This window comes from Enterobacter sp. 118C5 (assembly GCF_034107645.1).
GTDB classification, from domain to species: Bacteria; Pseudomonadota; Gammaproteobacteria; order Enterobacterales; family Enterobacteriaceae; genus Enterobacter; species Enterobacter nematophilus.
In genome coordinates this window covers 180,093-192,670 of sequence record NZ_JAWNEU010000004.1, presented here as the reverse complement: position 1 = coordinate 192,670, position 12,578 = coordinate 180,093, and the positions used below count along the sequence as shown (strand labels likewise).

The following is a 12,578-nucleotide window of genomic DNA, read 5'->3' as shown; positions in this document are numbered from 1 at the left end:
TAACAACCTTACAGAAATAACGTTTCAGAAATGTAACTTTGCACAAATGAGTTGATTACTCCCAAAGAGGGAGTTTTAACCATAATGAAACGAGGGGTTTTGCAATCTGAAGCGATTCAACATGGCAAATAATGAAAATTCGCCCACTTAATAAGCATTTCTATTCTATAGGTTGGGTTAGGAAGAATAAGCGGGCCGATTTACAAATGCTTTCTTTTTATTCAAGTGGTCAGCATCCCTTCATAAAGCAGGTGCATTCGCAGGCGCTTACCACTATTCTTGCGCGTACGGAAGTCATCTCCGCTTTTTTCGGTTTGTTTAACCGTAAAGAAATAAATACAGAATATGGACTTTCATAATTACACACGCACAGCGTGAACATAACAACCACACACGAGGTTTCAAATGGAAGCTCAACAGCACGGCGATCAGCTAAAGCGCGGACTTAAAAACCGCCATATACAGCTCATCGCACTGGGCGGTGCGATTGGTACCGGCCTGTTTCTGGGCAGCGCATCCGTTATCCAGTCAGCCGGTCCGGGTATTATTTTGGGTTACGCGATTGCGGGTTTCATCGCTTTTCTGATCATGCGCCAGCTTGGCGAAATGGTCGTTGAAGAGCCGGTCGCAGGCTCGTTTAGCCACTTTGCCTATAAATACTGGGGCAGCTTCGCGGGTTTTGCCTCCGGCTGGAACTACTGGGTGCTGTACGTTCTGGTTGCTATGGCCGAGCTTACCGCCGTCGGGAAGTACATTCAGTTCTGGTATCCCGAGATCCCCACCTGGGCGTCTGCTGCAGCCTTCTTCGTCATTATCAACGCCATTAACCTGACCAACGTAAAAGTGTTCGGCGAGATGGAGTTCTGGTTTGCCATTATCAAAGTCATTGCCGTTGTGGCGATGATCATCTTTGGCGGCTGGCTGCTGTTCAGCGGCAACGGCGGCCCGCAGGCCACCGTGCGTAACCTCTGGGAACAGGGCGGCTTCCTGCCTCACGGCATGACCGGTCTGGTGATGATGATGGCGATCATTATGTTCTCCTTCGGCGGCCTTGAGCTGGTGGGCATCACCGCCGCAGAAGCCGACAATCCGGAGCAGAGCATTCCAAAAGCCACTAACCAGGTTATCTACCGCATCCTGATCTTCTATGTGGGCTCGCTGGCCGTGCTGCTCTCCCTGCTGCCCTGGACGCGCGTGACCGCTGACACCAGCCCGTTTGTTCTCATCTTCCACGAGCTGGGCGATACCTTTGTCGCAAACGCCCTGAACATCGTGGTGCTGACCGCAGCGCTCTCCGTTTATAACAGCTGCGTATACTGCAACAGCCGCATGCTGTTCGGCCTGGCCCAGCAGGGCAACGCGCCTAAGATGCTGCTCAACGTTGATAAACGCGGCGTGCCGGTCAATACCATCATTGTTTCAGCCATCGTGACCGCGCTGTGCGTGCTGATTAACTACATGGCACCGGAATCGGCGTTTGGCCTGCTGATGGCGCTGGTAGTCTCTGCCCTGGTCATCAACTGGGCGATGATCAGCCTGGCGCACATGAAGTTCCGCCGCGCGAAGCAGCAGCAGGGCGTCACCACGCGCTTCCCTGCCCTGCTCTATCCGCTGGGTAACTGGATTTGCCTGCTGTTTATGGCGGGCGTGCTGGTGATCATGCTGATCACGCCGGGTATGGCGATTTCCGTCTACCTGATCCCGGTCTGGATTGCGATCCTTGGCGTTGGCTATCTCTTCAGCCAGAAAAGCCGTAATGCTATGAAGGCGCACTAAGCCTCCCGCCGCGGCACCTGCTTTTGCGGGTGCCGCGCGTTGTTACCTCCTTCACACTTTCACGCCCACAGCACATTTATCCATATCACCGCCCTGATACTGCAACGCATATATTCCTTTGCCAGCAAATAATTCTCTCCATACCGTAAACCGGAGAGCTGTCGATGGATAACAACAAACTGTCAGTAAAAGAAAAGATCGGCTATGGAATGGGCGACGCGGGATGCAACATCATCTTCGGCGCCATCATGTTGTTTGTTAACTATTTCTATACGGATATTTTTGGCCTCGCGCCTGCGCTGGTCGGCGTGCTGCTGCTGTCCGTCCGCGTGATTGACGCCGTAACGGACCCGATCATGGGGGCGATTGCCGACCGTACCCGCAGTAAATATGGCCGGTTTCGTCCATGGCTGCTGTGGATTGCGTTCCCCTACGCGCTGTTCAGCATCCTGATGTTCACCACCCCGGAGTGGAGCTATAACAGCAAAGTTATCTATGCGTTTGTCACCTACTTCCTGCTCTCTTTAACCTATACGGCCATCAACATCCCTTACTGCTCGTTAGGTGGAGTGATCACCAACGATCCGAAAGAGCGCGTGGCCTGCCAGTCGTATCGCTTCGTGCTGGTCGGCATCGCCACGCTGCTGCTGTCTCTGACGCTGCTGCCGATGGCCGACTGGTTTGGCGGGGATAACAAAGCCAAAGGTTACCAGATGGCGATGACCGTCCTGGCGCTGATTGGCACCTGTATGTTCCTGTTCTGCTTCGCCACCGTGCGCGAGCGCGTGCGTCCGGCGGTACAAACCAACGACGAGCTGAAAAACGACCTGAAAGACGTGTGGAAAAACGATCAGTGGGTGCGCATTCTGCTGCTGACGCTGTGCAACGTCTGCCCGGGCTTTATTCGCATGGCGGCGACCATGTACTACGTCACCTGGGTGATGGGCCAGAGCACCCACTTCGCCACGCTGTTTATCAGCCTGGGCGTGGTTGGCATGATGCTCGGCAGCGTGCTGGCGAAAGTGCTGACCGACCGCTGGTGCAAGCTGAAGGTCTTCTTCTGGACCAACATCGTGCTGGCGGTATTCTCCTGCGCCTTCTATTTCTTCGACCCGAAAGCGACCGTTACTATCGTGGTGCTCTACTTCCTGCTGAACATCCTGCACCAGATCCCATCTCCGCTGCACTGGTCGCTGATGGCCGACGTGGACGACTACGGCGAGTGGAAAACCGGGAAACGCATCACCGGGATCAGCTTCTCCGGCAACATCTTCTTCCTGAAACTGGGCCTGGCGATTGCCGGGGCGATGGTCGGCTTCCTGCTCTCCTGGTACGGCTATGACGCGGGTGCAAAAGCGCAAAGCGCGGACGCCATTAACGGCATTGTGCTGCTGTTCACCGTCATTCCGGGCATTGGATACTTAATTACCGCTGGGGTGGTGCGTCTGCTGAAAGTGGACCGTGAGACCATGAAGCAGATCCAGTCCGATCTGGAAAAGCGCCGCGCCAATTACCGCGAGCTGAACGACTATCAGGAACTTAGAGCCGCTGAGACTAAATAAGGAAAGCCGAATGCAAACCTGGCCAAACCCGTTTATCGAACAACGCGCCGACCCGTACATTTTACGCCATGAGGGACAGTACTATTTTATTGCCTCCGTACCGCAGTACGACAGGCTGGCGATCCGCCGCGCGGACTCGCTGGAAGGACTACGCAACGCTGAAGAGGTGGTGGTCTGGCGCAAACCCGAGACCGGCCCGATGAGCCAGCTAATCTGGGCGCCGGAACTGCATCATATCGACGGCAAGTGGTACATCTATTTTGCCGCGACGCATACCCAGGCGCTCGACGCGCTCGGGATGTTCCAGCACCGCATGTTTGCGGTTGAGTGTGCGGACCGCGATCCGCTCACAGGTACCTGGATCGAGAAAGGTCAAATCAGCACTCCGTTCGACACCTTCGCCCTGGATGCCACCACCTTTGTCCATCAGGGCAAACGCTGGTACCTGTGGGCGCAAAAAGCCCCGGATATTTCCGGTAACTCCAATCTTTATCTGTGCGAAATGGAGAACCCGTGGACGCTGAAAGGCGAGCCGGTGATGCTCAGCAAGCCAGAATACGACTGGGAATGCCGCGGCTTCTGGGTCAACGAAGGTCCGGCGGTGTTGGTTCACGGCGATAAGCTGTTTATCAGCTACTCCGCCAGCGCGACCGACGAGAACTACTGTATGGGGTTACTGTGGATAGACCTGAACGCCGATCCGCAAAACCCGGCAAACTGGCACAAATCCCCTCGCCCGGTTTTCGTCACCAGCTACGAGAACCGCCAGTACGGGCCAGGCCACAACAGCTTTACGCAAACGCCGGAAGGGGAAGATGTGCTGGTGTACCACGCAAGAAATTACACCGAAATTGAAGGCGATCCGCTCTACGATCCAAACCGTCATACCCGCCTGAAGCTTGTCTGCTGGGACGAAAACGGGATGCCTGATTTCGGCATCCCGCCTGCGGATACGTTATAGCGTTTACGGCGCGCAGGGTTAAACCAGCGTGCCGTAAATGGTCAGCAGCGCCACAATCACTACCACCACAAACGAGGTTTTCTTCGCCATTGAAACGGCAGCTTTTGGCGTTTCGATCCTGTCGGTATGCGGCTCTCGCGCCAGCGAGAACTGCGCCAGGCGCGTCAACACCTGATACTGGGACGTATGGCGGTCCCCAAGAGAAGCGAACCATGCGGGCAGCGCTTTTTCACCGTGCCCAATTAAGGCGTACACCACGCCCACCAGACGCACCGGGAGCCAGTCGAGCACGTGCAGGATGGCATCAATGCCCGAAAGCAAACGCTCATGCGGCGTCAGGTAACGGGCAAGCCAGGTCTGCCAGGCGCGCAGGAACGCATAGCCCATCAGCAGCACCGGCCCCCACGGGCCGCCCACCACAAACCAGAACAGCGGTGCCAGGTAGTAGCGGAAGTTAATCCACAGCAGCGCGTTTTGCAGCTCGCGCAGGAACTCGCGCTCGTCGCAGTCCGGCGGCACGCCGTGGATCATCGTCAGCTCGCTCGCCATCGCGCCGCGCGCGTGGGCATCGTCACGGGAAGCGGCTTTCAGGTAGGCGTGATAGTGCAAACGCACCTTGCCCGCACCAATGCACAGCACGCCGAGCAGGATCCACACCACCAGCAGCGGCACGTTGAAAAAGAGTCCGTACAGCGAGCGCAGCAGCAGGAAGGTAATAAGCATGACGCCCGCCATCATGAGCAGCGTGCGCAGCATGGAAAAGTGCTTGATGCGGCGGAATAACACCTCCAGCCGGTGATCCAGTTGCCAGTGTTCGCCGAGCTTGAACAGGCGTTCAGCGATGATAACCAGCAGCATGGTAAACAACGTCATGGTATCTCCTTATTCTGACGACGCGGCAAGCATGGCGCGAAACCGCGGCCAGTCAAATGCCGGGCCGGGATCGGTTTTTCTCGCAGGAGCGATATCGCTATGCCCGGTAATATTATCGGCGATTGCCGGGTAGAGCCCGATAAGGGTGTGGGTAATAGCAACCAGCTGCTGATACTGGGCATCGGTGTAGGGGGTAGTGTCCGTGCCTTCCAGCTCAATCCCAATCGAGAAATCGTTGCACCGTTCGCGCCCGTGATAAATCGATACCCCGGCATGCCAGGCGCGCTTATCAAAAGGAACATACTGAACCACTTCACCATCACGGCGAATCAGGCAGTGTGCCGACACGCGCAAATGCGCAATCTCAGCGAAGAAAGGATGGGCATTGGGATCTATCGTTCCCGTGAATAACGCATCGATCCACGGGCCGCCAAACTCACCCGGCGGGAGGCTAATATTATGAACCACCAGCAGTGTGGGCTTTTCATCCTCCGGGCGGCAGTCGTGGTGCGGCGAGGGCACATGCCGCGCATCCACCAGCCATCCGTTTTCTAACAACATGCTGGAACTCCTTCTGTATGGTGCAATGACTCGGTTCAGAGTAGCATGTTTCAATATTATGATTCGTTACCAATTTGGAGTTTTATCATGCCGCCTCGCCGCTACAACCCCGACCACCGACGTGAAGCGCTTCTGGAACGTATTAATATGGATATTCCGGCAAGCGTCGCCCATGCGTTGAAAGAAGATCTGGGGGGTGACGTTAACGCTGAAAAGGATATTACCGCACAATTGTTGCCAAAAGAGACACGCTCGCACGCGGTCATTATCACCCGTGAGGAGGGCGTTTTTTGCGGCAAGCGTTGGGTTGAAGAGGTTTTTACTCAGCTGGCGGGTGACGATGTACAGGTGACATGGCACGTTGATGATGGTGATGCGGTGACCGCCAATCAGCCGCTGTTCGAACTGGACGGTCCTTCCCGCGTATTGCTGACCGGCGAACGTACCGCGCTTAATTTTGTCCAGACGCTCTCTGGCGTCGCCAGTGAAGTACGCCGCTACGTTGACCTGCTGGCCGGCACCCGAACCCAGCTGCTGGATACCCGCAAAACGCTGCCGGGCCTGCGCACTGCGCTGAAGTACGCGGTGCTCTGCGGTGGCGGCGCTAACCATCGTCTGGGCTTATCCGACGCCTTCCTGATTAAAGAGAACCACATTATTGCTTCTGGCTCCGTGCGTCAGGCGGTGGAGAAAGCCTTCTGGCTGCATCCGGATGTGCCTGTTGAGGTGGAGGTCGAAAGCCTGGAAGAGCTGGAGCAGGCGATCAAGGCCGGGGCCGATATCATCATGCTCGATAACTTCGAAACGGAGCAGATGCGCGAGGCGGTGAAACTGACCAACGGCCGGGCCCAGCTTGAAGTGTCCGGAAACGTCACTTTCGACACGATCCGTGAGTTCGCCGAAACCGGCGTGGATTACATTTCCGTTGGCGCGCTGACCAAGCACGTTCGCGCCCTCGATCTCTCAATGCGCTTCAAATAACGCCCGCTCCCCTCTCTGCCCGGAGAGGGGAATTTCAGCCTCGCTCGCAAATCCATTGTTCTTCTCTGCAACACGGAATGAATTCTCTGAAGCTCCTTTCTCGTTCCCTTATTTGCCCCTCGTTTCTGCCCTGTCCCGCTGACAAAGTAGCGCCACTTTGCATAAGGAGCAGATATGAACAGACAACAAGGATTCACACTCATTGAGCTGATGGTGGTCATTGGCATTATTGCGATTCTGAGCGCCATCGGCGTTCCCGCCTATCAGAACTACCTGCGTAAAGCAGCTCTCACCGATATGCTGCAAACTTTCGTTCCCTATCGCACTGCCATTGAGCTTTGCGCGCTGGATCATGGTGGCGTAGAAAGCTGCGATGCGGGCAGTAACGGTATACCCTCTCCTGCCACGACGCGTTACGTCTCGGGGATGAGCGTGGCGAAAGGGGTCGTGACCTTAACAGGCCAGGAGAGCCTGAACGGGCTGACGGTAACCATGACGCCACAGTGGAGCAACGGCAACGGCATGACGGGCTGGACGCGTGACTGCAATATCAGTGCTGACAGCGCGCTTAAGCAGGCCTGTGAAGACGTCTTCCGCTTCGACACTCACTGAGGAGCGGATAATGAACACCGATCAACTCGTGGCGCTTTGTCTTCGCCACCATGCGCTACTGCTCAACAGCGACAGCGACATGATTAGCATCGCCGTTGTGGGAACCCCCGCGCCTGAACTGATGGAGGCCCTGCGCTTCGCCACCCAGAAGCGGATTGATATCGAATGCTGGAGCGCTGAACGCATGGAAAAGCACCGGCAGTTAACCGCGCAATCGCATCTGCCCGTCGTTTCGCAACCCCACTCCGCGGTGGATATCCTCAACCACACGCTGCAGCAGGCAGTAAACCAGCGCGCGTCTGACATCCATATCGAACCGATGGAGCACGCGTGCCAGATCCGCTTACGTATCGACGGGGTACTTTACCCGCAGCCTCCCCTTTCCGCCGCGCTGGCGACGATGCTCAGCGCCCGGTTAAAAGTGCTGGGTAATCTGGATATTGCGGAACGCCGCTTGCCGCAGGACGGTCAGTTTACGATTGAGCTGACAAACGAGCCGGTCTCGTTTCGTATCGCCACGCTTCCCTGCAACGGCGGTGAGAAAATTGTGCTGCGTTTGCTGCATCAGGTTCAGCAGGCGCTGGAACCGAACGCGCTTGGCATGAGCGCTAAACAGCTGGCCTGTTTTAATGAGGTGCTCCACCAGCCTCAGGGGCTAATTCTGGTCACCGGCCCGACGGGCAGCGGAAAAACCGTAACGCTCTACAGCGCGTTGCAGGCGCGTAACACCCCTGACGTCAACATCTGCAGCGTGGAGGATCCCATCGAGATCCCGCTTGTGGGGTTAAATCAGACACAGGTTAACCCCCGCGCGGGATTAACATTCCAGAGCGTACTGAGAGCGCTGCTCCGTCAGGATCCGGACATCATTATGGTCGGGGAAATTCGCGATGGTGAAACGGCAGAAATTGCCATTAAAGCCGCGCAGACCGGGCATCTGGTATTGTCGACGCTGCACACCAACTCGACGACCGAAACCCTCATTCGTCTGGAGCAGATGGGCGTGGCGCGCTGGATGATCTCTTCCGCGCTCTCGATGGTGATTGCCCAGCGGCTGGTTCGGCGCCTTTGCCCGCACTGCCGACAGAAAACAGGGGAGCATACGGACCTGCCGCGCTCGGTTTGGCCGCGGCCACTTCCTCGCTGGCAGCCCGCAGGCTGCGATCGTTGTTATCACGGTTTTTACGGCCGCGCGGCCATTTTTGAAGTACTTACAATCGATAACCCCCTGCGCCAGGCGATTGCCAGCGGAGCAGGCATCGAGGTGATTGATGCCAGCGCCCGACAGGCGGGACTCATCTCGCTGTTTGAACACGGCTGCATGGCCGTTGAACAAGGGATGACCACGCTTGAAGAGCTAGTGCGCGTTCTGGGTATGCCCGATGGCTGCTAATCAACTCTGGCGCTGGCGAGCAATCTCCGCTGAAGGAGAACCCCGAAACGGGGTTCTCTGGGCCACAGACCGCAACGCCGCCTTCACCAAGCTGGTACGTAACGGCCTCCATCCTCTGGCACTGACCCGATGCGCTCAAAGGCACCGCTGGCGTCCACATCACTGCTATGAGATGTTTCGTCAGCTCGCAACGCTTTTGCAGGCAGGGCTGACGCTTGCGCATAGTCTGGAAATGCTGGCAGACCAGCATCCGGTGGAGCCGTGGCGGGGGCTACTGCAAAGCGTTGCCGATGAGCTCAGCGAAGGGTCTCCTTTTTCTGAGGCGCTCAAACGGTGGCCTGCGGTCTTTAGCCCACTGCATATCTCAATGGTGAAGACCGGAGAGCTAACGGGGAAGCTTGAAGCGTGCTGCCGGGAGCTTGCAGAGCAGCAAAAAGCGCAGCAGCAGCTCAGCGCGAAAGTGAAAAAAGCGCTGCGCTACCCGGCGATCGTCCTGACGCTGGCCGTACTCGTCGTGCTGGCAATGGTCACCCTGGTTTTGCCCGAGTTTGCCGCGATCTACAAAACGTTTAATACCCCGCTTCCGGCGCTGACAAGAATAGTGATGGGGATAGCCGCGTTTATGCAGTCATATGCCCTCGCGCTGTTCGCGATGCTGCTTGTTCCCGTAACCGCAGCCTGGGCTCTGCGACACCATCCTAGCTGGCAGCGTATGCTGCTGAATATTCCCGTAATGGGAGCGCTGGCGAAAGGGCAAAAGCTGGGGCAGATCTTCACCGTGCTGTCGCTCACGCAACAGGCGGGCATTGCCTTCTTACAGGGTCTTGAAAGTGCAGAAGAGGCTGTTGAAAGCCGGTACTGGCAGGGAATACTCCGCAGCATACGCGAGGACATTGAAAAAGGTCTCCCCGTCTGGTCGTCCTTTCAGAAGGCGGCAATGTTTACCCCGCTCTGTATTCAGCTTTTACGAACCGGCGAGATGTCAGGTTCGCTGGACGTCATGCTGGCAAACCTTGCCCGCCATCACACGGAACAGACCTTTCAACGAGCAGACAACCTGGCGGCGCTTCTGGAGCCGCTGCTCCTGGTTGTTACGGGGGTCATCATCGGCACGCTGGTGGTGGCAATGTATCTGCCGATTTTCCATCTGGGAGATGCCATGAACGCGGGATAGTGCAGTAGCGCTGGCGCACGAACATGCGCCAGCGAAAGCCATTACAGGCTATTGAAAACGCGGTTTTCCTGCTCCTGAACGCGAATAAACGTGGTGCGTTTCGTCAGCTCTTTCAGGCGGGATGCACCCACGTAGGTACAGGCTGAGCGCAGGCCGCCCAGGATGTCACGCGCGGTGTTTTCAACCGGGCCGCGCAGAGGCAGCTTCACGGTTTTGCCTTCAGCCGCACGGTATTTTGCCACGCCACCAACGTGGCGGGTCATCGCGGATTCAGAGCTCATACCGTAGAACAGCATGAATTTCTCGCCGTTCTCTTCCACCACGGTGCCGCCGCTCTCTTCGTGGCCTGCCAGCATACCGCCGAGCATCACGAAGTCCGCGCCGCCGCCAAAGGCCTTTGCGACATCGCCCGGCATGGTGCAACCGCCATCGCTGATGATCTGGCCGCCCAGACCGTGCGCCGCGTCGGCACATTCAATGACCGCGGAAAGCTGCGGATAACCAACGCCGGTCTTAACGCGCGTGGTGCATACGGAGCCAGGGCCAATGCCCACTTTCACGATGTCGGCACCGGAAAGGATCAGCTCTTCACACATTTCACCGGTCACCACGTTGCCCGCGATGATAGTTTTGTTCGGCCAGGCTTCGCGCGCCTTGCTGACGAACTGCACGAAGTGCTCGGAGTAGCCGTTCGCCACGTCAATACAAACGAAGTTAAGCGCCGGGTTGGCGTTCAGGATCTGTTTGGTTTTCTCGAAATCGGCGTCGGAAGTACCGGTGGAGACCATCACGTGCTTCACCACGTCAGCAGAGGCGGACGCAACAAACGCATTCCACTCTTCAGGGCTGTAGTGCTTGTGAACTGCAGTAAGAATATCGAACTGAGCCAGCGCCGTTGCCATCTCAAAGGTACCGACTGTATCCATGTTGGCAGCAATGATTGGCACGCCAGACCAGGTCTGACCGGAGTGTTTAAAGGTGAATTGACGTTCGAGTTCAACGTCTGAGCGACTTTTCAGTGTAGAGCGTTTAGGGCGGATAAGAACGTCTTTGAAACCTAACTTCAGATCTTCTTCGATACGCATGTGCGGATTCCTGGGGTTAGAGGCAAATATGTTAAAAGCACAACTCCAGTGACGCTATCATACGCACTAATACCTGCTCCGCAAGACTGCGAAATTCTCTTTTTTTACGCTACAATCCTATAAATTTACCTGGTAAAAAGCCGGTAAAGAGAATCAAACATTTACTGTCGCACGTTTGTTTTTTAAGTAACTGATTTTCATAATGAATAATTCCCAGGATTTGATTTAATGGGGTATATCGTCGCAGTAACCGGCGGCATCGGTAGTGGCAAAAGTACCGTTGCGGACGCATTTTCTCGTCTCGGCATCGCGATTATTGATGCTGATATTATTGCCCGTCAGGTGGTAGAGCCCAATACACCCGCGCTAAAGGCCATCGCAGACCATTTCGGCAAGGCAATCATCAATGCCGACGGCACGCTGAACCGCCGTCAGCTTCGCGAATATATTTTTTCCGATTCTGCGGAAAAAGCCTGGCTTAATGCCCTGCTCCACCCCATTATCCACCAGGAAACTCAGCGTCAGATAGCCGCAGCCCGCTCACCTTATGTCCTGTGGGTGGTTCCGCTCCTGGTGGAAAACCAGCTGCATAAGAAAGCCAATAGGGTACTGGTGATTGATGTCACACCCGAAACGCAAATCCAGCGAACCATGACGCGCGACCACGTCTCGCGTGAACATGCTGAACAAATTCTTGCCGCTCAGGCCACGCGCGCTCAGCGCCTTGCCGTTGCGGATGATGTTATTGATAATAACGGCGCACCAGATGCCATTGCATCGGATGTTGCCCGTCTGCACGCGCAGTATCTGACGTTCGCCGCGCAGGCCGTTGCACAGGAAAAACCATAATGTCCACTCACATCCTTTTTGAGCACCCGCTTAATGAAAAAATGCGTACCTGGCTGCGCATTGAATTTCTCATCCAACAGCTTTCACAACATCTGCCCGTTAACGATCATGCCACGGCGTTGCACTTCTTCCGCAACGTAGGCGATCTGCTGGATGTGATTGAGCGCGGCGATGTCCGCACGGAGCTGTTGAAAGAGCTGGAGCGCCAGCAGCGTAAATTACAGGCCTGGGCCGAAGTGCCGGGCGTGGATCAAAGCCGAATTGAGGCCTTACGCCAGCAGTTGAAAAACAGCAGCACGACGCTGATGGCCGCGCCGCGCGTTGGGCAATATTTACGCGAAGACCGTTTGATTGCGCTGGTGCGCCAGCGCCTGAGCATACCGGGCGGCTGCTGTAGCTTTGATCTGCCAACGCTGCACATGTGGCTGCATATGCCGCAGGAACAGCGCGATCGTCAGGTAAACAGCTGGCTGGGCAGCCTGGATCCGATGAATCAGACGCTATCGCTGATCCTCGATCTTGTGCGTAACTCTGCCCCGTTCCGCAAGCAAACCAGTCTCAACGGTTTTTATCAGGACAACGGCGACGACGCCGATCTTCTGCGCCTGAATCTGTCTCTTGGCGAGCAGCTTTATCCGCAAATTTCCGGGCATAAAAGCCGTTTCGCGATCCGCTTTATGCCGCTGGACAGTGAAAATGGCACCGTGCCGGAACGCCTCGATTTTGAACTGGCCTGTTGTTAAGGAGTGCC

Annotated in this window: 13 protein-coding genes; 10 read left to right on the top strand and 3 right to left on the bottom strand. The window is 56.2% G+C overall.

Annotated elements, in window-relative coordinates; translation table 11 throughout:
• The first annotated feature begins 131 nt into the window (after positions 1 to 131).
• The 4 genes from UTO39_RS10650 to UTO39_RS10635 all read left to right on the top strand — a co-directional run bounded on the left by UTO39_RS10650 (position 132) and on the right by UTO39_RS10635 (position 4,299).
• Positions 132 to 359, top strand: coding sequence for a hypothetical protein (locus UTO39_RS10650; protein ID WP_080442035.1), 228 nt, complete (start codon positions 132 to 134; stop codon positions 357 to 359).
• A 46-nt stretch (positions 360 to 405) separates the two neighbouring features.
• Positions 406 to 1,776 (top strand): aromatic amino acid transporter AroP, encoded by a 1,371-nt coding sequence (gene aroP, locus UTO39_RS10645; RefSeq protein ID WP_061099216.1) that lies wholly within the window; start codon positions 406 to 408, stop codon positions 1,774 to 1,776.
• Between the two features lie 164 nt (positions 1,777 to 1,940).
• Positions 1,941 to 3,338 carry an MFS transporter gene (locus UTO39_RS10640; RefSeq protein ID WP_151413499.1) on the top strand — a complete coding sequence of 466 codons (1,398 nt, stop codon included), beginning with the start codon at positions 1,941 to 1,943 and terminating at the stop codon, positions 3,336 to 3,338.
• 10 nt (positions 3,339 to 3,348) lie between these two features.
• Positions 3,349 to 4,299: a family 43 glycosylhydrolase gene (locus UTO39_RS10635; protein ID WP_320727143.1), complete on the top strand. Its 951-nt coding sequence runs from the start codon at positions 3,349 to 3,351 to the stop codon at positions 4,297 to 4,299.
• An 18-nt stretch (positions 4,300 to 4,317) separates the two neighbouring features.
• On the opposite strand, the gene ampE is transcribed toward UTO39_RS10635, so the two are convergent.
• Both ampE and ampD read right to left on the bottom strand, forming a co-directional pair.
• Positions 4,318 to 5,172 (bottom strand): beta-lactamase regulator AmpE, encoded by an 855-nt coding sequence (ampE, locus tag UTO39_RS10630; RefSeq protein WP_320727142.1) that lies wholly within the window; start codon positions 5,170 to 5,172, stop codon positions 4,318 to 4,320.
• Between the two features lie 9 nt (positions 5,173 to 5,181).
• The gene (gene ampD, locus UTO39_RS10625) at positions 5,182 to 5,733 is read right to left on the bottom strand and encodes a 1,6-anhydro-N-acetylmuramyl-L-alanine amidase AmpD (RefSeq protein ID WP_320727141.1); all 552 of its coding nucleotides are present in this window, start codon (positions 5,731 to 5,733) and stop codon (positions 5,182 to 5,184) included.
• A gap of 87 nt (positions 5,734 to 5,820) precedes the next feature.
• Here ampD and nadC point away from each other — a divergent pair, with 87 nt between their 5' ends.
• The 4 genes from nadC to hofC all read left to right on the top strand — a co-directional run bounded on the left by nadC (position 5,821) and on the right by hofC (position 9,893).
• Positions 5,821 to 6,714, top strand: coding sequence for a carboxylating nicotinate-nucleotide diphosphorylase (gene nadC, locus UTO39_RS10620; protein WP_061099221.1), 894 nt, complete (start codon positions 5,821 to 5,823; stop codon positions 6,712 to 6,714).
• Between the two features lie 174 nt (positions 6,715 to 6,888).
• Positions 6,889 to 7,326, top strand: coding sequence for a prepilin peptidase-dependent pilin (gene ppdD, locus UTO39_RS10615; protein WP_061099222.1), 438 nt, complete (start codon positions 6,889 to 6,891; stop codon positions 7,324 to 7,326).
• A 10-nt stretch (positions 7,327 to 7,336) separates the two neighbouring features.
• Positions 7,337 to 8,719: a type II secretion system protein GspE gene (gene gspE, locus UTO39_RS10610; protein WP_320727140.1), complete on the top strand. Its 1,383-nt coding sequence runs from the start codon at positions 7,337 to 7,339 to the stop codon at positions 8,717 to 8,719.
• Positions 8,709 to 9,893 (top strand): protein transport protein HofC, encoded by a 1,185-nt coding sequence (gene hofC / locus UTO39_RS10605; protein WP_320727139.1) that lies wholly within the window; start codon positions 8,709 to 8,711, stop codon positions 9,891 to 9,893. The genes gspE and hofC overlap by 11 nt, the downstream gene beginning before the upstream one ends.
• 41 nt (positions 9,894 to 9,934) lie before the next feature.
• On the opposite strand, the gene UTO39_RS10600 is transcribed toward hofC, so the two are convergent.
• Complete coding sequence (locus UTO39_RS10600; RefSeq protein ID WP_061099225.1) at positions 9,935 to 10,978, bottom strand: GMP reductase; 1,044 nt, start codon at positions 10,976 to 10,978, stop codon at positions 9,935 to 9,937.
• Positions 10,979 to 11,206: 228 nt separating this feature from the next.
• Between UTO39_RS10600 and coaE the strand changes: the two genes are divergently transcribed.
• Together coaE and zapD are read left to right on the top strand one after the other, a co-directional pair.
• Positions 11,207 to 11,827, top strand: coding sequence for a dephospho-CoA kinase (gene coaE, locus UTO39_RS10595; protein WP_320727138.1), 621 nt, complete (start codon positions 11,207 to 11,209; stop codon positions 11,825 to 11,827).
• Positions 11,827 to 12,570, top strand: coding sequence for a cell division protein ZapD (gene zapD / locus UTO39_RS10590; protein ID WP_320727137.1), 744 nt, complete (start codon positions 11,827 to 11,829; stop codon positions 12,568 to 12,570). Before coaE ends, zapD begins: the two co-directional genes overlap by 1 nt.
• Positions 12,571 to 12,578 lie beyond the last annotated feature (8 nt).